We start from the raw sequence: 20,142 nt of genomic DNA, 5'->3' as shown, positions 1-20,142 counted from the left end.
CGGCTCACTTCTCCGTCATCACAATGTGCTCGCTGCGCTGCCCTGCCTGAAGGCGCTGCAATTGGTAACTCACCAGCGCATCGTGAGGGCGAAGTGCATGCAGCTCCTCGAAAGCCCTGAGCGCTGCATCGTCAGCCTGAGATAACAGCTTATAGGCTGCCTCATACCGCTCATCCGCCTCCGCTTCGCACGGCTCGTAGAGACGAATCGTCTGTTCTCTGCCTTTGAGCTGCACATCGCCAATGGGCCGCATGGGGATCCGTGGATTGGCCTCTCGGATCACCTCGGATACACACAGTTCGGTGCCGAGCCAGCGGTTCAGGTTTTCGAGCCGCGACGCGACATTGACCGCATCACCCAGCGCGCGGTAGTCGAACAGCGTCGCGCCGCCGAAGTTGCCCACCACCACCTCGCCGCTGTGCACGCCGATGCGGGTCCTTCCGATGGCAACGCCGGACGCATGCTGGGCGGCGGCGTGTTGCCGGGTGAACCGTCGGATATCCAGGGCACAGGCGAGGGCGCGGGACCGATGGTCAGGCTGTTCCAGCGGCGCGGAGAAGAGGATCGCCAAGCCGTCGCCGACGATGCGTTCGAGCGTGCCTTCATGGCGGAAGGCGATCTGGATGATGCCTTCAAGATATTCATTGAGGATGTTGACCACCCGATCCGGTGGTTGCCCCTCCATCATCGCGGTGAATCCGGTGAGGTCGGTGAACACCAGGCTGCACCAGCGTCGGTGACCGCCCAACCGTAACTGTTCCGGATGGCGCACCAGGTGCTCGACGAGGTTTGGCGAGATGTACCGCGAAAAGGCATCGCGAACCCAGCGCTGCTGACGCTCGCTGGCACGGTGGCGGGCAACGCTGGCACCCAGATAGGCGATGGTCAGGCCCAGGCTGGGATTGAGCGCATCGAACAGCAAGCCATGATGTGAATAGGCCCACCAGGCAAACAGGTTCAGCGACGCCAGCAGGCTTCCCGCCACCAGGGCGCCGGTGAATGCGCCGGTGGTCAGCGTGACGCCGCAGAGCAGCAGTGCAGCGAGCAGCAATGTCAGTGCCTCGAGCGGGCTGGCCCAGTAGGGGCGTTGCAGCGACGTGCCAGACAGCATCTGTTCGATTGCCTGCGCATGGATCTGCACACCGGGGACCATACCGCCGAGCGGGCTGAAGCGAAGATCCTGCAACCCTTGCGCCGAGCTGCCGACCAGAACGATCGCCCCTTGCAGCCTGGCGTCCGGCTGCGGCTGGAAGAGCTGCCAGGCCGGCAGGCTTTGCGCGCTCATGTCTGGTCGATAATGTATCCAGAGCTCACCGCGGCGATTGGTCGGCAGGGTGAGGTGTCCGATGTCGACCTGCGCAACTGCGCCACGCGTATCGGTACTGACACGGTAGCGATTTTCCTGCAGATAGACGCGTATGGCTTCTGCCGACAGTGATGGCTGCAGGCTCTCGCCCACCCTGATCATCAGTGGCACGCGCCGTACCACGCCGTCCCCGTCCGGCTGGAAAGTCATCGCGCCACTTCCTGCCGCGGCAGCCTCCAGCGCTCGCAGTGGCGTGGCGGTTCCCCTGTACTGGGGAAAGACCGGCGCGCCCGCATCGGCATCCAGCTGCACGGCGAAGCGGCTCAGAGGGCTGTAGGGACTGGCGGCTCGTGTCGCGGCGAAACCAAGGACGCTGGGCTGGCGTCCGAGTGCCTCTGCAAACAGCTGGTCGTGATCGGGCAACCGCGCCAGCGCTGCTGCCAGCTCGGCGGGAAACTGGTAGCGCAATTGGGCCGGCGAGCTGCGGTCCGGTTCGGCGAACAGTACGTCGAACACCACAGTGGCGGCACCCGCCTCACGCAGCCGGTCCAGCAACTGCGCCATCAGGTCGCGCGGCCAGGGCCACTGACCGAGTCGCAGGAGGCTGTCTTCGTCGATGTCCAGCACCATGAGCTTGGTGGGTGCGGAAAGGGTACGGGGTTGCCAGCGTTGATACTGGTCGAACAGGCTGTTACGCAATGTCTGCAGCAGTGCCGGCTCGGCCAGGTAGACCACGCATGCTGCCAGCAAACCGATGCAGGCAAGCAGCAGGCGTGGCGCCATGCGGCCGGGTTGTGCCATCAGTCGCGCTCCCTGCAACCGGGCCGCATGGCCAGGCTGAGCCGGGCGCTACTCGAGCACCAGGACGGCATCCATTTCGACTTGTGCCGCCTTGGGCAGCGCGGCAATGCCAATCGCGGCGCGGGCTGGGTAAGGCTGCTGGAAATAGCGGCTCATGACCTCGTTGACGGTCGCGAAGTTGCCCAGGTCAGTGAGGTAGATGTTCAGTTTGACGATGTCCTGCAACGACCCACCGGCAGCCTCAGCAACGGCCTTCAGGTTTTCAAAAACCTGCACGGTCTGTGCTTCGAAGCCTTCCACCAGCTCCATCGTCTTGGGGTCCAGCGGGATCTGGCCGGACATATAGACGGTATTGCCGGCCTTGATTGCCTGGGAATAGGTACCGATGGCAGCGGGGGCGTTTTCGGTGTTGATAACGGTGCGGGGCATAGCAGGACTCCGTTCTGGATCAATGAAAAGCAATGGAACGCCGAAGGCTGAACGAATACGCCGCTTTCGTCCAGCCTCGTCTCCAGTGCTCTTCTCGGCTTTCTAGGCCTTCATCCGAGTGATCCGCATGACGCCCTTGATCGCTCGCAGCTTCTTGATCACCCGGGCCAGGTGCACCCGGTCGTGAACGCTGACCACCAACTGGACGACACTGATGCGGCCGTCGCGCTCGTCCATGCCGATCTTTTCGATGTTGCCGTCGGCGGCATTGACGCTGCCGGCCAGCAGGGCGATCAGGCCGCGCTGGTGCTCCAGTTCGACTCTAAGTTCGACATTGAACTCGCCGGTGACGTCCTTGGACCAGGACAGTTGAATGCACTTGTCAGGGTTGTGGCGTACATCGGCAATGTTCCGGCAGGTATCCAGATGCACCACCATGCCTTTGCCCGCTGAGAGGTGCCCAACGATCGGGTCTCCAGGAATCGGGGTGCAACACTTGGCATAGTTCAGCACCAGGCCCTCCGTACCACGGATGGCCAGTGGGCCTTCGGCGCTCGGAGCCTGCTCGCCCTCGCTGGCCAGCAGCCGGCGGGCGATTACGTAAGCCATGCGATTGCCCAGGCCGATATCCTCGAGCAGATCCTCGACCACCTCCATGTGGTACTCGTTGAGAACGGTCTGGATCCGCTCTTGAGAGATACGGTCCAGGCTCGTCTCGAAGCCGGTGAGCACCTTGTTGAGCAGTCGTTCACCCAGGTTGATCGACTCCGAGCGGCGTTGCAGCTTCAACGCGTGGCGGATATGGGTCCGGGCCTTGCCCGTCACCACGAAGTTCAGCCAGGCAGGATTCGGGCGGGCACCCGGCGCGGTAACGATCTCCACCGTGCAACCACTTTCCAGCGCCTGGGACAGCGGCGCCAGGCGACGATTGACGCGGCAGGCGATGCAGGTGTTGCCAACGTCGGTGTGCACCGCGTAGGCGAAATCCACCGCGGTCGAGCCTTTCGGCAACTCCATGATGCTGCCCTTGGGCGTGAAGACGTAGACCTCGTCCGGGAACAGGTCGATCTTTACGCTCTCGATGAACTCCAGCGAGTTACCGGCACGCTCCTGCAGTTCCAGCACGCCCTTGACCCACTGCCTCGCTCGGGCGTGGGTACCTTTGGGGGTCTCTTCACCGTTGGATTTGTACAGCCAGTGCGCAGCGATCCCGTTGTTCGCCATCTCTTCCATCTCGCGGGTGCGGATCTGGATCTCGATGGGTACGCCGTGCATGCCGAACAGCGTGGTATGCAGGGACTGGTAACCGTTGGCCTTGGGGATTGCGATGTAATCCTTGAAGCGACCAGGCAGCGGTTTGTAGAGGCTGTGTACCGCGCCAAGCACCCGATAGCAGGTGTCGACCTTGTCGACCACGATGCGGAAGGCGTAGACGTCCATGATCTCGTTGAACGCCTTTCGCTTGCCGCGCATCTTCTTGTAGATGCTGTAGAGGTGCTTTTCCCGGCCGACTACTTCACCTTCCAGGCCGTCGCGCTCAAGGCAGTGGATAAGCGACTGCTCGATCTTCTCGACGATCTCGTTGCGGTTGCCGCGGGCGCGACGAACGGCCGCGCGAATGCGCTCCGAACGCATCGGGTGCATCGCCTTGAAACCCAGGTCCTCGAACTCCACACGCATGGCATGCATGCCCAGCCGGTTGGCGATGGGCGCGTAGATTTCCAGGGTTTCCTTGGCGATGCGGCGACGTTTCTCGCCCGCCAGCACCTCGAGGGTGCGCATGTTGTGCAGACGGTCGGCGAGCTTGACCAGGATCACGCGGATATCGCGCGCCATGGCCATGGCCATCTTCTGGAAGTTTTCCGCCTGGGCTTCGGCCTTGGTTTCGAACTTCATCTGGGTCAGCTTGCTGACACCATCCACCAGCTCGGCGACGGTCTCGCCAAATTGCGCAGTGAGCGCTTCCTTGGCGATGCCGGTGTCCTCGATGACGTCATGCAGCATCGCGGCCATCAGGCTCTGATGGTCCATGTGCATGTCGGCAAGAATGTTGGCTACCGCGAGGGGGTGGGTGACGTAGGCTTCACCGCTACGCCGGCGTTGGCCGTCATGGGCCTGCTCGGCATAAAAGTAGGCACGGCGCACCAGGTTGACCTGGTCGGCGCCGAGGTAGGTCGACAGGCGATCGGCGAGAGCATCTATGGCTGGCAAGGCAGTGCTCCTTGCCGGCGGGGGGCTATGTCTGCGGTTCGACTTCGACCTGGCATCTAATTAGAGGGCCTCGTTGGGCTCTTCCTCGTACTGCACGAACAGTGGCTCGTCATCGACGATATCGTCCTGGGCAATCACATCGTAATCCACCAGGCCGGAAGCGATTTCACGCAGGGCGACGACGGTCGGCTTGTCGTTTTCCCAGGCCACCTTGGGCTCCTTTCCACCGGTAGCCAGCTGGCGTGAGCGCTTGGTGGCGAGCATGACCAGCTCGAAGCGGTTATCTACGTTGTCCAGGCAGTCTTCAACGGTAACGCGGGCCATGGTGTTCCTCATCAGTAACAGTAAAGCGGGCCCGAATGGGCAAGCGGACGGGATAGTCTAAAAAATCACCGCTCAATAGGGAAGCGGTAAAGTTGCGGACGACTCCCGCCCTCTAATGGGAGCCAGCTCTTTGATGGGGTTAGGCCAGTCCTGGTCCTTCCCGTCAGGGGCTCTTCACGCCAGCAGTTCCTGCAGCAGGGCGCTGAAGCGTTGCTGTTGTGATGTCTGCAAAAGCTGATTGGAACGAAAGATCGCCTGCAGATCGATCAGGGCGTGGGCGAAGTCATCGTTGATCACCAGGTAGTCGTATTCGACATAGTGAGTCATTTCACTGACCGCCTCCCGCATGCGCTTCTCGATGACATCATCGCTGTCCTGCCCGCGATTCGTTAGACGTTGGCGCAGGGCTTCCTGGGTCGGCGGCAGGATGAAGATCGACTTGGCCTGGGGCATCAGGCGACGCACCTGCTGCGCACCCTGCCAGTCTATTTCGAGAATCAGGTCATAGCCTTGATCCAGCGTCTGCTCTACCCAGTGTTGCGACGTACCGTAGAGGTTGCCGAACACCTCGGCATGTTCGAGAAATTCGCCCTGCTGCAACCGCTCGAGAAAGGCTTCGCGGGTGACGAAGTGATAGTTGACGCCATCTACCTCGCCAGGACGCATCGGGCGAGTCGTATGCGAAACCGAGACCCGGACCTGCGGCTGCGCATCAAGCAGCGCTTTGACCAGGCTGGTCTTCCCGGCCCCGGATGGCGCGGAAACAATGTAGAGGGTACCGGTAGAGGCGGACATTGGATTCTCTAGGCAGTTGCGTGTTGTGGTGTTGGTGTCTGGCTGGCGGCGCTTAGCATGGCTGGCACTCTGCCTGACAGGCTGCTATTCGATGTTCTGGACCTGCTCGCGCATCTGCTCGATCAGTACCTTGAGATTGACTGCCGCTTGTGTGCTGCGTGGGTCGAACGCCTTGGAGCCCAGCGTGTTGGCTTCGCGATTGAGCTCCTGCATGAGGAAGTCCAGTCGCCGACCAGCAGCGCCGCCGGATTTTAGAACCCGGCGCACTTCGTTGACATGGGTCGTCAGGCGATCCAGTTCTTCGGCAACGTCGCTCTTTTGCGCCAATATCACCAGTTCCTGCTCCAGGCGCTGCGGGTCCAGCTCGATGCGCAGTTCGGCGCAGCGATCCAGCAGTTTCTGCCGCTGGCCAGCGAGCATCTGCGGAACCTGGCTGCGCAGGGTAGCCGTTTCCAGGCCGATCGCGTCAAGGCGCTCGTTGATCAGTCGGGCCAGTTCCTCGCCTTCGCGTTGGCGGCCTGCCTTCAGTTCCTCGAGTGTCTGATGGAACAGTTGCAGCGCAGCGCTGCTGAGCGCCTGCGGGTCACTCGAGTCGCTCACGAGGACGCCGGGCCAGGCGAGGATTTCCAGCGGATTGAGCGGTGCCGGCTGTTTGATCAGGCCGGCAACGCTTTCCGCCGCGGCGATCAGCTGGCGGGCGCGTTCGTTGTCGACCTGCATCGAGCGTCCGGCCGCGTCTTCGGCGAAGCGCAGGGTGCACTCGACCTTGCCACGTGAAAGGCCCTTGCGCAGCGCCTCGCGGATGGCGCCTTCAAGGTCGCGGAAGGTTTCCGGCAGGCGAAGGTGCGGTTCCAGATAACGATGGTTGACCGAGCGGATCTCCCAGCTAAGTGTGCCGTGCTTGCCGGCCTGCTCGGCGCGTGCGAAGGCGGTCATGCTGTGGATCATGGAGAGACCTCTCGGTGTGTTGGCGAAAGGCGGAGGATTGTAAAGGAAAAAGCGCACATTGGCGTTTTCGCATCGTCGGCCGATGGCCAGGCCCTGCGAAGCTGCCGTCGCAGTGGCTCGACGGTGGCCCTTGATGGGGGCCAGACCCCTATAATGGTCGCACTCACCACCAGATCAGGATAAGCCTCATGAAGCGTCCCAGTGGCCGCGCCGCCGATCAGCTGCGTTCGACCCGCATCACCCGTAACTACACCAAGCATGCCGAAGGGTCCGTGCTGGTCGAGTTCGGCGACACCAAGGTGATCTGTACTGCCAGTATCGAGAACGGCGTACCACGATTCCTCAAGGGCCAGGGGCAGGGCTGGTTGACCGCCGAATACGGCATGCTGCCCCGCGCTACGGGTTCCCGTAACCAGCGCGAGGCCAGCCGAGGCAAGCAGGGCGGCCGTACACTCGAGATCCAGCGTCTGATCGGCCGCTCGCTGCGCGCCTCTTTGGATATGAGCAAGCTGGGCGAAAACACCATCTACATCGATTGCGACGTGATCCAGGCTGATGGCGGCACGCGCACAGCCTCCATCACCGGCGCGATGGTCGCTCTGGCCGATGCGCTGAAGTTACTGAAAAAGCGCGGCGGCCTGAAGGGAGGCGACCCGCTCAAGCAGATGGTGGCGGCTGTTTCAGTCGGTATCTATCAGGGCGAGCCGGTGCTCGATCTCGATTATCTGGAGGATTCGGCTGCCGAAACCGACCTCAACGTGGTCATGACCAGTACTGGCGGCTTCATCGAAGTGCAGGGGACCGCTGAAGGCGCGCCGTTCCAGCCCGAGGAACTGAACGCCATGCTGGCGCTGGCGCAAAGCGGAATGCAGGAGTTGTTCGCCCTGCAGCTTGCCGCGCTGGCCGACTGAACCGAGGAGAACGTCATGTCTGATCAAGAATTGGTTCCGCAGCCCTCTGCTCAAGCGCGGCAGTGGGCTATGTTCTGTCACTACTCGGCGTTCTTCTGGTTTCTGGTACCGATGATTGGCAACGTGCTGGGTCCGCTGATCGTCTGGCAGTTGAAGAAGGACATGGATCCCTTCGTCGATGAGCAGGGCAAGGAGTCGCTGAACTTCCAGATCACCTTCAGCATCCTGCAGATGATCTGCGGCGCGCTGGCCTGGATTCTCATCGGATTTCCGCTGATGGCGTTGATCAGCGTGGTGGCGCTGGTGCTGGTGGTGATCGCCGGCATTCGCGCCAACGAGGGCAAGCCCTATCGATATCCGTTCTGCTGGCGAATCGTCAAGTAGCGATAAGCCAGGCAGGCCTCAGCCTGCACCGCCACTCTGAACAGCTTCCAGCTCAGAGACTCAGCGTCCAGTCGTAATCCACCACCAGCGGCGCATGCTGGGAGAAGCGAGGCTGACGTGGCAGGCGGGCATTGCGCACGAAGCGGCGCATGCCGGACGTCAGTATCTGATAGTCGAAGCGCCAGCCCAGATTGAGCATCTGGGCCTGTTCCGTATCAGGCCACCAGCTGTATAGATCCCCTTCTCGGGTCACTTCCCGGAGCGCGTCGATGTAGCCCATATTGCCGAAAATCTCGTCGAGCCATGCGCGTTCGGGTGCCAGGAAACCGGTCGCCTGCTGGCAGTCGCGCCAGTTCTTCACGTCCAGCTTCTGGTGCGCGACGTACAGCGATCCGCAGTAGATGTACTCACGGCGTTTGCGGCGCTGCTTATCGAGGTAATGGGCGAAGTCGTCCATGAATTTGAATTTCTGATTCAGGTCTTCATCGCCACCGCGGCCGGTCGGCAAGAGCAGCGTAGCAATGCTGACCTTGTCGAAGTCTGCTTGCAGATACCGCCCATATCGGTCGGCTGTCTCAAAGCCCAGGCCCATGATGACGGCCTTTGGCTGCAGCCTGGAGTACAGCGCAACGCCACCCTGTTCAGGAATCTCGCCGTCCACAGAATAGAGAAAATAGCCGTCGAGCTGGTAGGCCGGATCGTCGAGTTCTACTACGGAGGCGCGGGTATCCTGCAGGCAGATGACATCGGCATTCTGCGCTTGCAGCCAGCTGAGCAAACCCCGCTGTGCTGCCGCTTGAATACCATTCACATTGACGCTGATGATCCGCATAAATGGCCCCTGAAAACACGTGCGTGTATGATAACCCAAGCTCTTTGCAATTAGCTAAATCCGTGTCTTCCGGGAATATTCTTCATGCAGGCGTACCAGCGCGAGTTCATTCGCTTCGCCATCGAACGCGGGGTTCTTCGCTTCGGTGATTTCACTCTGAAGTCCGGACGTACCAGTCCCTACTTCTTCAATGCCGGCCTGTTCAACACCGGATCGGCACTGGCCCAGCTGGGTCGTTTCTATGCGGCTGCGGTCGCCGAAAGCGGCATCGAGTTCGATGTGATCTTTGGTCCGGCGTACAAGGGCATACCCTTGGCTGCAGCGACCGCCATGTCCCTGGCCGAACATCATCAGCGGGATTTGCCGTGGTGTTTCAACCGCAAGGAAGCCAAGGATCACGGGGAAGGCGGTACCCTCGTCGGTGCGCCGCTTGCCGGTCGCGTGCTGATCGTCGACGACGTCATTACCGCAGGAACTGCCATTCGCGAGGTGATGCAGATCATTCATGCTCAGGAGGCGCGAGCGGCCGGTGTGCTGATCGCGCTTAACCGGCAGGAGCGTGGGCAGGGCCAGTTGTCCGCGATCCAGGAAGTGGAGCAGGACTATGGGATGCCCGTGATAAGCATCGTCTCGCTCGCCCAGGTGCTGGAATTCATCGCTGAGGATGCAGAGCTCAAGCGCTATATGCCAGCGGTTGAGGCGTACCGGGAACAGTACGGTATATGAAACCCTACCGTCGGCCCTGGTGACCGCGTTGGTTGGGCTGCTTTGTCAGCAACTGACAATTTGCGGCGCTTTGCCCAGGCATGGGAGTCGGCTCAGCGCGTGCTGGTGCGGTTCCTAGGGATTGCTTCCCTCCAGGCCGTATTCGAACCAGGCTGCTGCAGTGCCGGCTCGACGCTGGTTCCAGCCTGGGATTGGGTGGGAAGGCTGTCCAGTTGGTGTACTTATTGCTGCAGGGATGTGATGGGGTTCGTATAAGCTGAGTCCCCATCGGCAGGAAAGAATCAGGCGATTCGAGTGGCTGTGCCGAGCGCACCGAATATGGAAGAGGCAAAAGTATGCAGATGGGGATCCGCGCGCTGTTACTGCTGAGCTTGCTGGGAACGACGGTTGCGCAAGCTGAGCTGTACCGGTATGTCGATGACAAGGGCGTAGTGGTCCTAAATCGTCTTGGCGTACCGCCACAGTTTATTGGCCGCGGTTACGAGGTCCTCAACGATCAGGGGCGTGTGACGGAGGTGGTGCCTCCTGCGCCAACTGCGCAAGAGCGCCAGCGCCTGTTGGAAGCCAAGGTCAGGGCAGGAAACGATGCCCAGCTGTTGCGGCTGTATGCAAGCGTTCAGGACGTCGAGCGCGCCAAGGCCCGCCGCTTATCCGAGTTGGACAGTGTGATTGGCATCACTCGCGGTAATCTCCAGTCGCTGCGGACGCAGCAAGCCAACCTGCAGAGCCAGGCGGCGAATCATGAGCGTGCCGGACGCCAGGTTCCCGAGCACTTGCTGACCCAGATCGACAATCTTGCCAAGGAGCAGGCCAGTCTGAAGCGCGACGTTGAACGCTACAGACAGACCCGCAAGCAGGCCGAACTCAGTTTCGCCAGGGAGCGGGCGCGGGTCGCCGAGCTGCTTGGTCAATCTGAATAGCTGCACGAGCGAGACAAAACAGCCCGGCACTCATTCGTAGAGCCGGGCTTTTTCATGGCTGGATCAGTGCTGAGCGGATGCCTTGCGGTTGGTAATCAGCGTGCCGACACCAACGTCGGTGAAGATTTCCAGCAGCACAGCGTTTGGAACACGACCGTCGATGATATGCGCGCTGTGCACACCGCCCTGGACTGCTTCCAGTGCGCAGCGGATCTTGGGCAGCATGCCGCCGTAGATGGTGCCGTCAGCGATCAGTTCATCGACCTGCGCGGTGGTAAGCCCGGTCAGTACCTGACCCTGCTTGTCCATCAGGCCCGCAATGTTGGTCAGCAGCATCAGCTTTTCAGACTTGAGCGCTTCAGCCACCTTTCCGGCCACCAGATCGGCATTGATGTTGTAGGACTCGCCGTCAGGGCCCACGCCGATGGGGGCAATGACCGGGATGAAGTTGCCGCGAACCAGCATGTCCAGCAACTCGGTGTTGACGCCTGTGACCTCGCCCACCTGGCCAATGTCGATGATCTCCGGCGAGGTCATCTCCGGGGTCTGGCGGGTTGCCTTGAGCTTTTGCGCGCGGATCAGCTTGGCATCCTTTCCCGTCAGTCCGATGGCTGCGCCGCCGTGCTGGTTGATCAAGGTGACGATGCTCTTGTTGACCTGACCGCCCAGTACCATCTCCACCACATCCATGGTCTGGCTGTCGGTGACCCGCATGCCGTCGATGAAGTGGCTTTCGATGTTGAGACGCTTGAGCAGATCGCCGATCTGCGGCCCGCCGCCGTGCACCACCACCGGGTTGATACCCACCGCCTTCATCAGCACGATGTCACGTGCGAAGCCGGTCTTCAGCTCCTCGCTTTCCATCGCGTTGCCGCCGTACTTGATGACCAGCGTCTTGCCAACGAATCGGCGTATGTAGGGCAGTGCTTCGGACAGAACCTGGGCAAATTGGGTGGCGGCTTCACGGCTGAGGGTCATGCAGGGCTCCGCAAGTCAGAACGGCAGGGTGAGATCAGGCGCGACAGTATAAAGCTGCGCACGGAAGACTTCCTGTATGCGCTTTAGCTCTTCTTCTGTCTCGGCCTCGAAACGCAGCACCAGGACCGGCGTGGTATTCGAGGCGCGTACCAGGCCCCAGCCTTTCGGGTAATCGACACGCACGCCGTCGAGGGTGGTGATATTGGCTTCACCCCAGTGGGCATCGCGATGCAGCGCTTCGATGATGGTGAACTTGCTCTCCTCGGTGACCGTGATATTGATCTCCGGGGTGGATAGATCGTTTGGAAAGGCGGAGAAGACCTGCTCGGCGTTGCGCTTGTCCTGGCTGAGGATTTCCAGCAGGCGCACCGCGCTGTAGATGCCATCGTCGAAGCCGTACCAGCGCTCCTTGAAGAAAATGTGGCCGCTCATTTCCCCTGCGAGCAGGGCGCCGGTTTCCTTCATCTTTTTCTTGATCAGCGAGTGGCCGGTCTTCCACATCACCGGACGTCCGCCATAGCCGCTGATCAGCGGTGTCAGGCGACGCGTGCATTTGACGTCGAAGATGATGTCGGCACCGGGGTTGCGTGATACCACATCCTTGGCGAACAACATCAGCAGGCGATCGGGGAAAACCACGGTGCCGGCGTTTGTCACTACGCCGACGCGGTCACCATCGCCGTCGAAGGCCAGGCCCAGGTCGGCATTCTCGGCCTTGACCTTGGCGATCAGGTCTTCGAGATTTTCCAGCTTGCCCGGGTCCGGATGGTGGTTCGGGAAGTTGCCGTCGACGTCGCAGAACAATGGGATGACCTTGCAGCCCAAGGCTTCGATCAGCTGCGGCGCGATAACGCCGGCAACGCCATTGCCGCAGTCGACCACCACCTTGAGCGGTTTGGCCAGGGCGATGTCATCGCGAACGCGCTTGAAATAACTTTCCAGCACATCGACCTGCTCGGCTTGCCCGACACCTTCGGCAAGGTCGCCGGTCTCGATGCGCTGGCGCAGCTTTTGGATCTGCTCGTTGGCGAGGGTGTCGCCGGCAATGACGATCTTGAATCCGTTGTAGTCCGGCGGGTTGTGGCTGCCGGTGAGCATGACGCCGGATTTGCCGGCCAAGACGTTGGCGGCGTAGTAGAGCACCGGGGTCGGCACCATGCCGACGTCGCTCACGCTGCAGCCGCTGTCCACCAGGCCCTGGATCAGGTGCTGGACCAGCTCCGGGCCGGAAAGCCGACCATCGCGACCGACCGATACATTCGGTTCGCCTTGGGCCAGGCTCTCGGAACCGACGGCGCGGCCGATCCAGTAGGCGGTTTCATTGGTCAGGGTGTCGCCGACGACGCCACGGATATCGTAGGCGCGGAAGATGCTCGCGGGCAGTTGCGGGGCTTTGGGGGCGCTCATTGCGGTTTCTCGCTCCTTGGTGTCGAGGCCAAGCCAGTCCTGGTCCTCGTCGAGAATGTCGATGTCGAGAATATCGGTGTCCTGGAACAAGGGATCGACGTACTCGGTGGATGGGGCTTGCCGGGCCGCGGGCTGGGGTGCAGCCGAGGCGTTGGCCGGTGCCGCTCCGGCTGTGCGCAGCGGCAATCGGACCAGACTCTTGGCCAGCGCGTCGAGCGCCGGCAGGCTCAAGGTCGGTGTTTTGATGGTCTTGCCGTTGGAGAGTTCCTGCACCATCTGGCCCAGGTGCAATACATCCTCACGGAGTCGGCGCTGTTGGGCGCTGAGCACCAGTTGCAGACCGAGCAACAGGCCGCACAGGGCCGTCAGGGCGGCCGCCAGTAACAGCATGGATGGCTGGTTTGCCGCGGCAAGACCTGGTGCTGGCAGGAAGCTTATCTTCCAGTTCGGATTGTCGCTTGCGAGGTCTATCGCCTCCTCGTTCTGCCCCGTGCCGCCGCGCTGCGTGAGCATCTGCGCCGGGGCATTGCTGAATTGCTGAACCAGTCGCAGCTGACCTGCCTCATCAGGAAGCTGCGGCAAGGTTGCCAGGAGGCGTTCGAGGCTGGTGACCAGCAGCAGGGTGCCCTGAACCGGCTGATCGGCATTCGAGCGCAGCGCCGCTGCACTGTAGAGCAGCCAGCGGGTGCCTACCTTGAACGCCTCGGGAGCTGGCGACTGGCCATTCTCGGCGCGCTGAACCAGGTCCAGCGCGGCGAAGTTCAGCGGGCCGGGACGATTGGCGTCCGGCCGCGCCTGGCCGCGCAGACTGAGATGTGCATCCACGACGCCGTCCCGGTAACCCAGTTCCCGTTCGGCAGCGCGAATCAACCTGGGCTCCTCGCTGCTCAGCGCTTCGAACAGTTGCGGATCGCTCGCCGCCGCACGTGTCTCTTCGCCCAGCTGCCGGAGAGCCTGGTTGATCGCGGATGCCTGGCTCTGGCCCCAGGCTTGCGCCAGCTCGGCACTGTGCTGCTGCTGGCTGGATTGCTGGGCCGCCCAGATCAGCGCAGCGGCAATGGCGAGCCCCAGCAGGCCGGGAATCAGGCCGGGCAATAGCATCTTCAGGCCGACACTTCGGCGCGGGCGGGATGAAGTGGAGTCGGCCGGGTTGAGAACGCCGGTGTCCCTGGCGGTGCGCTGAAAGCGTTTCATGAAGCTCCTCATTCGTCCTGAAAGGGCCGAGACGGTTTCAGTGACTGCCGGAGTGGCCGAAGCCGCCAGCGCCACGTTCGCTGTTGTCGAATTCGCTCACCAGTTCGAACTGCGCCTGAATCACCGGCACCAGCATCAGCTGGGCGATACGCTCGCCGACGGCGATGTTGAAGGCCGTCTGGCCACGGTTCCAGCAGGAAACCATCAGTTCACCCTGGTAATCCGAGTCGATCAGGCCGACCAGGTTGCCCAGCACGATGCCGTGCTTGTGACCCAGGCCGGAGCGGGGAAGGATCAATGCGGCCAGGTTCGGGTCGGCGATATGGATCGACAGACCGGTCGGGATCAGCAGGGTCTGCCCTGGCTCGAGGGTAATGTCAGCTTGGAGCATGGCCCGCAGGTCAAGCCCGGCGGAACCGCTGGTGGCGTATTCGGGCAGGGGGAAATCCTGGCCGAGGCGGGGGTCGAGGATTTTCGCTTGGAGTTTATGCATGGTCAGGCCTGATGGTAACGGTCGGCGATGAAGGCGATCAGCTGACGGGCTATGTGCCCTTTGCTGGCCTGGCTGAAGCGGGTTTCGTGCTGCTGGCGGTCGATCACCGTCACGGCGTTTTCTTCACTGTTGAAGCCGATGCTCGGATTGGCCACGTCATTGGCCACGATCAGATCGAGATTCTTGTCACGCAGCTTGCGCGTCGCGTACTCCAGCAGGTTTTCCGTTTCGGCGGCAAAGCCAACGCTGAACGGACGGTCTTCGCGACCGGCGAGGGTGGCGAGAATGTCCGGATTGCGAACCATCTGCAGCACCAGCCCGTCGCCCTTGGCAGGGTCTTTTTTCAGTTTGTGCGGCGCGATGACCTCCGGGCGGTAATCGGCAACGGCTGCAGCCGCGATGAACAGATCGCAAGGCATTGCCGCTTCGCAGGCGGCCAGCATGTCGCGCGCGCTCACGACGTCGATTCGCTGAACCCGGTCGGGTGTCGGCAGGAACACCGGGCCGGCCACCAGCGTCACGCGCGCGCCTGCTTCCGCGGCAGCTTCGGCCAGGGCAAACCCCATCTTTCCGGAGCTGTGGTTGGTGATATAGCGCACCGGGTCGATGTTTTCCTGGGTCGGGCCGGCCGTGATCAATAGATGGGTTCCGGTCAGCAGGTTGCGTTCGAAGCAGTCGGCAGCGGCCTGGGCCAAGTCGTCTGCCTCGAGCATCCGACCAAGACCGACATCGCCACAGGCCTGGCTGCCGGATGCCGGGCCGAACAGCCGAATACCGCGTTGCTGCAGGAGTGCGCGGTTGGCCTGGGTGGCGGGATCCGCCCACATCGCCTGGTTCATCGCCGGAGCCAGGGCAACCGGGGCATTGGTTGCCAATACCAGGGTCGTCAACAAATCATTGGCCACGCCTTGAGCCAGCCGGGCCATGAGGTCAGCCGTGGCAGGCGCCACCAGGACCAGATCGGCCCAGCGCGCCAGTTCGATGTGGCCCATGGCGGCTTCGGCGGCCGGGTCAAGCAGGTCCAGATGGACCGGGTGGCCGGAGAGAGCCTGGAGAGTGAGCGGGGTGATGAATTCACGACCACCGTTGGTCATGACGACGCGTACCTCGGCGCCCTGGTCGCGGAGCCGGCGCACCAGCTCGGCACTTTTATAGGCAGCGATGCCGCCGCCGACGCCCAGGACGATGCGTTTACGATAAAGCCGCTGCATAGGCCTGCCTTGTCACGGGTGAGAACTGGTTCCGGCGAGGGCCGATGACCGTGGATAAAAGGCCGCTAAGATAGCACAGCGCCCCCACAGGACGAGGGGCAGGCTCGACAGGGAGGTGACATGAGCATTCGTAATTGGCCAGCATCGGAACGGCCACGGGAAAAGCTGCTGGAGCAGGGCGCGGCGGCCCTGTCTGACGCGGAATTGCTGGCGATCTTTCTGCGCACCGGGGTGACCGGCAAGAGCGCGGTGGACCTGGCTCGCCATCTGCTCAGCGAGTTTGGCAGCCTGCGTGCGCTGCTGGAAAGCGATCTGCAGCAGTTCAGCGGGCATCTCGGACTAGGCCCGGCCAAGTTCGCCCAACTGCAGGCGGTGCTGGAAATGGCGCGACGGCACCTGGCCGAGCGCATTCGCCGCGATTCCGCACTGGAAAGCCCGCAGGCGGTACGCGATTACCTCAAGGCCCGCTTGCGGCATGAGCCGCATGAACTCTTCGCTTGCCTGTTTCTCGACTCCAAACACCGCGTGCTGGCCTTCGAGGTGCTGTTTCACGGGACTATCGACGGCGCCAGCGTCTACCCCCGGCAGGTAGTCAAGCGCGCGCTGGCGCAGAACGCCGCAGCGGTGATCCTCACGCATAATCACCCGTCCGGCGTTGCCGAGCCCAGTCAGGCTGATCGGCACCTGACCCGCAAGCTCACCGATGCGCTTGCGCTGATCGATGTGCGGGTGCTCGATCATTTCATCGTCGGCGATGGCGAGCCGCTGTCCATGGCCGAGTATGGGTGGATGTGATCACTGCTCATGCAAGGAGCGGGATGAGCAGCAGCGGCAGCAGGACGCTGAGGACGAACCGCCCGTTCCAGCCAAGCGCGATGCGCCAGGGCGACAGCTTGGCGTGGCGGGCCAGTAGCAGCGCCGACGGCCCATAGGGCGACAACAGCATCGCCAGGGAAAAACCGAACAGCAGTGCCACAGCCGGCTGCATGACGGCGACATCCTGGCTCGCCAGTTGCGCCAACAGCGCCGCACACAGGTTGAGTGAGATGATCGGGGCGACGCCGAGCAACGCCATTGCCATCACCAGCAGCGAGCCGAGGGCCCCCAGGCCGAACAATGCCAGTGGCGTATCGCCCAGGTGTCCCGCCAGCTGGTGTACTGGCAGTATTGCGGCGGCCAGCCCGGCCAGCAGCGCTGAGCAGGCAAAGATAAAGGTCTCGTTGCGCATACCGACAAGGGTGTCGCTGATTTCGCCGAGCACCTGCCTGGCGGCCACACGCTGCCACAGCAGCATCGTGATGACAGCCAGTGGCACCAGCAACATGGCAGCCTGGGTCGCGGACAACCAGGTAGATGCCGCGAGCAATGTGATCAGTGCGACGCCCGCCAGGCTGCCGAGCAGCAGGCCGCGAAATCTACTGCCCTCCGGTTGCGCCTGGGGCTCGTCAGGAGTGGTGTCCGCCAGAAACTGCAGGCGCCGGTTCTCCTCAGGCCAGCCGAACAGCAGGAGCAGAAGGCCGCCCAGCAGGCCGAAAGGCAGCAGCGCGCTCCAGCTCAGGCCTGGCAGCTCACGCGTCAGGATCGCCACCGCCACGCTGGTTGGGGCCAGCAGGGGCACCAGGGCAAATCCGCGTAGCGACGTGACCATCACGCCGCGCCGACCCTCCAGACGCTGAAGATCACTGTAGGGGCGACGTTCGAGGTGGCGCTCAAACGAGCCGCAGATCAGGTTGAGCATGCCGAAACTGAGGATCGAACTGATCGCGAAGGTGCTCAGCAGATAGCTGGGATAAAGCCAGGGGCGGGGACCGGCAAGGAGGAGTCTGTGCAGTTCGCTGAGCTGGTGCAGGCGCTTTACCACGCAGTGCATGAGGCCCAGGGCGCCGATGAACGCAGCGTAATACGCGGCCGAAGATAGCATTCGCGCGGCCTGCTGGAGGTGGGCCTCGCCACTGAGCAGCCAATATCCAAGCAGTGCCAGCGTGACCATGCCGAGCCTGCGCGGATAGGGCATCAACGAGCGCCAGTGCCAGACGAAAAACGTCGCAAGCAGCATACCGCTGAGAATGCTCAGCGATTGCAGCCGCGTGGCAAGTGACAGCAGTTCGAGGAGCAACGCCAGCGGTAGCAGCAGCGTCATTTAGCGGGGCAGCTCGCTGCGCAGCGCTCCACGCTTGAAGACGCCTTCTCCGAATGCAATCAGCCGGTCGTTCTCGTCCAGCAGGTCGCAGCCGGCCATGAAGATCTTGTGCCCACCCGAGCGGCATTTCGCTACCGCCCTGACGCGGCTGCCAGCAGAGGCCGGAGCGCTGAAATTGAGGCTCATCGACAAGGTGGTTGCGACCCGCCGCTGGGCCGGGTCCGGCTCCCAGGTGCCACAGAGGCCCATGGCCACATCCATCAAGGTTGCCATCACGCCGCCGTGCATGTTGCTGGCATTGTTCAGGTGTCGCGGCTGCAGGTTCAAGGCGATGACGGCATGGCCCTGGCCATAGGCGACCAGTTCACAGCCGACATCCTGAAAAAAGCCGGTGACCGTTGCTTGGGTTTCCCGCAGTAACTCGGGCGAGTATTCGGATGTGGGCATGATGGTTCTGGTTGCGGATGGCTTGCAGACGAGACTGGCAGTCTTTAGGCTCTTGGTCAATTAATCGGAATACCATTCCGCACTGCGAAATATCTGGTGCGGCACCAACCGTCCAAACCAGGAGGTTCGCATGTTTTCCCGTATCGGCATCATCGGCGCCGGCGCGATGGGGCGCGGCATAGCGCAACTGTTCGCCGGCGCCGGGCAGCGGGTCTGGCTCTATGACAGCCGCTCCGAGGCGATCGATCAGGCTCTGCAATTCAACCGCGGGCTGCTCGAGCGGAGCGTTGCCAAGGGCCGCATGTCAGCCGATGAGCTGCAGGCGACCATCGAGCGCATGCAGCCGGCACATAAGCTGACAGAGCTGGCGGGCTGCGATCTGCTGATCGAGGCCATTGTCGAGAACCTCGAAGCGAAGCAGAGCCTGTTTGTCGAGCTGGAAGGCCTGATCGCGGCTGATGCCGTACTTGCCACCAATACCTCGTCGCTATCGGTCACCCGCATCGCCAGCGCCTGCTCGCGGCCTGAGCGGGTGGCAGGTTTTCATTTCTTCAATCCCGTGCCGCTAATGAAGCTCGTCGAAGTGGTACGTGGTGAACGCACCGATCCGGCAGTCATCCAGCGGCTGGTTCAGCTGGCCGAGCAGGCCGGGCATTTCCCGGCGATCACGCCGGACACCCCCGGCTTTCTGGTCAACCATGCCGGCCGCGCCTATGGCACCGAGGCCCAGCGTATTCTCAGCGAAGGCATCGCCACGCCCGAGCAGATCGACCGCATCCTGCGGGACGGTCCGGGCTTTCGAATGGGGCCGTTCGAGCTGTTCGACCTCACCGGTCTCGACATTTCCCATGCGGTCATGGAGTCGGTGCACGACCAGTTCTACAGCGATCCGCGCTATAAGCCGTCTTACCTGGCCGCACAACGGGTTGCGGCGGGATTGCTGGGGCGCAAGACCGGTGAAGGCTACTATCGCTACGAAGAGGGTCAGCAGATTCGCTCGCCCGAGCTTCGCTTCGATCCGGTAACCATTGATCGGCCCTTCTGGCTCGACAGCATCGAGCCCGGACTTCGGGCGCGGGTCGGCGGGCTTCTGCGGCAGGCCGGTGCCGTGCTGGAATCTGGCAGCGAGCCGTCGGACCAGGCGGTCTGCCTGATTACTCCGCTGGGTGAAGATGCCAGCCAGTGCATCGAGCGGCTGGGCTTACCAGCGGTTCGAACCCTGGCCCTGGATACCTTCAGCGATCTCGACAAGCGTCGTGTGCTGATGCGTCAGCCTGCGCTCGATCCGGTATTGGAGGCTCAGGCCCGCCAGGTCCTGGGCGCTGATGGCGTGCCGGTCGAGGTGATCAACGACTCACCCGGATTTGTCAGTCAGCGCATCGTGGCCAGCATCGTCAATCTAGGCTGCGAGATCGCTCAGAAAGGCATCGCGACGCCGCAGACGCTCGACCGCGCCGTTCAGCTCGCCCTGGGCTACCCCAAGGGCCCGCTGGGTTTCGCCGAACACTACGGCCCGGCGAGAATCCTGGCGATACTGGAAAACATGCAGACGTGCTATGGCAACGAACCGCGCTACCGGCCCAGCCCCTGGTTGCGCCGGCGGGTGCAGCTCGGCCTGCCGCTGGCGGCGCCCGATATGCCGTGCTGAATGCGGCTTGCATTCATTAGCTATCCAGCTCAAGGAA

Annotated in this window: 19 protein-coding genes; 6 read left to right on the top strand and 13 right to left on the bottom strand. The window is 62.4% G+C overall.

The features are described 5' to 3' along the window. Positions 1 to 4 precede the first annotated feature (4 nt). From AC4LFW_RS16205 to AC4LFW_RS16180, 6 genes are all read right to left on the bottom strand, one after another. Positions 5 to 2,107, bottom strand: coding sequence for a CHASE2 domain-containing protein (locus AC4LFW_RS16205; protein WP_491820365.1), 2,103 nt, complete (start codon positions 2,105 to 2,107; stop codon positions 5 to 7). Between the two features lie 48 nt (positions 2,108 to 2,155). Then, entirely contained in the window at positions 2,156 to 2,536 is a 381-nt protein-coding gene (locus AC4LFW_RS16200; RefSeq protein ID WP_491820364.1) for a RidA family protein, read from the bottom strand. Positions 2,537 to 2,638: 102 nt separating this feature from the next. Continuing rightward, on the bottom strand, positions 2,639 to 4,747 hold the full coding sequence (gene spoT, locus AC4LFW_RS16195; protein WP_491820363.1) for a bifunctional GTP diphosphokinase/guanosine-3',5'-bis pyrophosphate 3'-pyrophosphohydrolase: 2,109 nt from the start codon (positions 4,745 to 4,747) through the stop codon (positions 2,639 to 2,641). 60 nt (positions 4,748 to 4,807) lie between these two features. After that, on the bottom strand, positions 4,808 to 5,071 hold the full coding sequence (gene rpoZ, locus AC4LFW_RS16190; protein ID WP_021207191.1) for a DNA-directed RNA polymerase subunit omega: 264 nt from the start codon (positions 5,069 to 5,071) through the stop codon (positions 4,808 to 4,810). Positions 5,072 to 5,245: 174 nt separating this feature from the next. Then, positions 5,246 to 5,866, bottom strand: coding sequence for a guanylate kinase (gmk, locus tag AC4LFW_RS16185; protein WP_491820362.1), 621 nt, complete (start codon positions 5,864 to 5,866; stop codon positions 5,246 to 5,248). A gap of 84 nt (positions 5,867 to 5,950) precedes the next feature. Next, positions 5,951 to 6,814, bottom strand: a complete 864-nt coding sequence (locus AC4LFW_RS16180; protein ID WP_491820360.1) for a YicC/YloC family endoribonuclease — start codon at positions 6,812 to 6,814, stop codon at positions 5,951 to 5,953. A 188-nt stretch (positions 6,815 to 7,002) separates the two neighbouring features. Between AC4LFW_RS16180 and rph the strand changes: the two genes are divergently transcribed. Together rph and AC4LFW_RS16170 are read left to right on the top strand one after the other, a co-directional pair. Beyond that, positions 7,003 to 7,725 (top strand): ribonuclease PH, encoded by a 723-nt coding sequence (rph, locus tag AC4LFW_RS16175; protein WP_491820359.1) that lies wholly within the window; start codon positions 7,003 to 7,005, stop codon positions 7,723 to 7,725. A gap of 15 nt (positions 7,726 to 7,740) precedes the next feature. Next, the gene (locus AC4LFW_RS16170) at positions 7,741 to 8,109 is read left to right on the top strand and encodes a DUF4870 domain-containing protein (protein WP_491820358.1); all 369 of its coding nucleotides are present in this window, start codon (positions 7,741 to 7,743) and stop codon (positions 8,107 to 8,109) included. Positions 8,110 to 8,161: 52 nt separating this feature from the next. On the opposite strand, the gene crc is transcribed toward AC4LFW_RS16170, so the two are convergent. Beyond that, complete coding sequence (crc, locus tag AC4LFW_RS16165) at positions 8,162 to 8,941, bottom strand: catabolite repression control protein Crc (RefSeq protein WP_491820357.1); 780 nt, start codon at positions 8,939 to 8,941, stop codon at positions 8,162 to 8,164. Positions 8,942 to 9,025: 84 nt separating this feature from the next. On the opposite strand from crc, the gene pyrE reads away from it, so the two are divergent. Further along, complete coding sequence (gene pyrE / locus AC4LFW_RS16160; RefSeq protein ID WP_491820356.1) at positions 9,026 to 9,667, top strand: orotate phosphoribosyltransferase; 642 nt, start codon at positions 9,026 to 9,028, stop codon at positions 9,665 to 9,667. A gap of 335 nt (positions 9,668 to 10,002) precedes the next feature. Beyond that, entirely contained in the window at positions 10,003 to 10,587 is a 585-nt protein-coding gene (locus tag AC4LFW_RS16155; protein ID WP_491820355.1) for a DUF4124 domain-containing protein, read from the top strand. A 63-nt stretch (positions 10,588 to 10,650) separates the two neighbouring features. Here the strand turns inward: AC4LFW_RS16155 and argB are convergent, their stop codons facing one another. From argB to coaBC, 4 genes are all read right to left on the bottom strand, one after another. After that, on the bottom strand, positions 10,651 to 11,565 hold the full coding sequence (argB, locus tag AC4LFW_RS16150; protein WP_491820354.1) for an acetylglutamate kinase: 915 nt from the start codon (positions 11,563 to 11,565) through the stop codon (positions 10,651 to 10,653). Between the two features lie 15 nt (positions 11,566 to 11,580). Continuing rightward, a complete protein-coding gene (algC, locus tag AC4LFW_RS16145) occupies positions 11,581 to 12,972 on the bottom strand; it encodes a phosphomannomutase/phosphoglucomutase (RefSeq protein WP_491822150.1) in 1,392 nt (463 codons plus the stop codon). Positions 12,973 to 14,203: 1,231 nt separating this feature from the next. Continuing rightward, positions 14,204 to 14,659 carry a dUTP diphosphatase gene (dut, locus tag AC4LFW_RS16140; protein WP_491820353.1) on the bottom strand — a complete coding sequence of 152 codons (456 nt, stop codon included), beginning with the start codon at positions 14,657 to 14,659 and terminating at the stop codon, positions 14,204 to 14,206. 2 nt (positions 14,660 to 14,661) lie between these two features. Continuing rightward, positions 14,662 to 15,870: a bifunctional phosphopantothenoylcysteine decarboxylase/phosphopantothenate--cysteine ligase CoaBC gene (gene coaBC, locus AC4LFW_RS16135; protein ID WP_491820352.1), complete on the bottom strand. Its 1,209-nt coding sequence runs from the start codon at positions 15,868 to 15,870 to the stop codon at positions 14,662 to 14,664. Positions 15,871 to 15,990: 120 nt separating this feature from the next. On the opposite strand from coaBC, the gene radC reads away from it, so the two are divergent. Next, on the top strand, positions 15,991 to 16,665 hold the full coding sequence (gene radC, locus AC4LFW_RS16130) for a RadC family protein (RefSeq protein WP_491820351.1): 675 nt from the start codon (positions 15,991 to 15,993) through the stop codon (positions 16,663 to 16,665). Between the two features lie 7 nt (positions 16,666 to 16,672). On the opposite strand, the gene AC4LFW_RS16125 is transcribed toward radC, so the two are convergent. Further along, the gene (locus tag AC4LFW_RS16125) at positions 16,673 to 18,010 is read right to left on the bottom strand and encodes a hypothetical protein (protein WP_491820349.1); all 1,338 of its coding nucleotides are present in this window, start codon (positions 18,008 to 18,010) and stop codon (positions 16,673 to 16,675) included. Then, positions 18,011 to 18,457 carry a PaaI family thioesterase gene (locus tag AC4LFW_RS16120; protein WP_491820348.1) on the bottom strand — a complete coding sequence of 149 codons (447 nt, stop codon included), beginning with the start codon at positions 18,455 to 18,457 and terminating at the stop codon, positions 18,011 to 18,013. A 130-nt stretch (positions 18,458 to 18,587) separates the two neighbouring features. On the opposite strand from AC4LFW_RS16120, the gene AC4LFW_RS16115 reads away from it, so the two are divergent. Then, the gene (locus AC4LFW_RS16115; RefSeq protein ID WP_491820347.1) at positions 18,588 to 20,105 is read left to right on the top strand and encodes a 3-hydroxyacyl-CoA dehydrogenase; all 1,518 of its coding nucleotides are present in this window, start codon (positions 18,588 to 18,590) and stop codon (positions 20,103 to 20,105) included. Positions 20,106 to 20,142: the final 37 nt, after the last annotated feature.

The organism is Stutzerimonas sp. C6.4V (assembly GCF_058536345.1).
The sequence above is the reverse complement of the archived record's forward strand: the minus strand, read 5'-3'. Positions and strand labels throughout refer to the sequence as shown.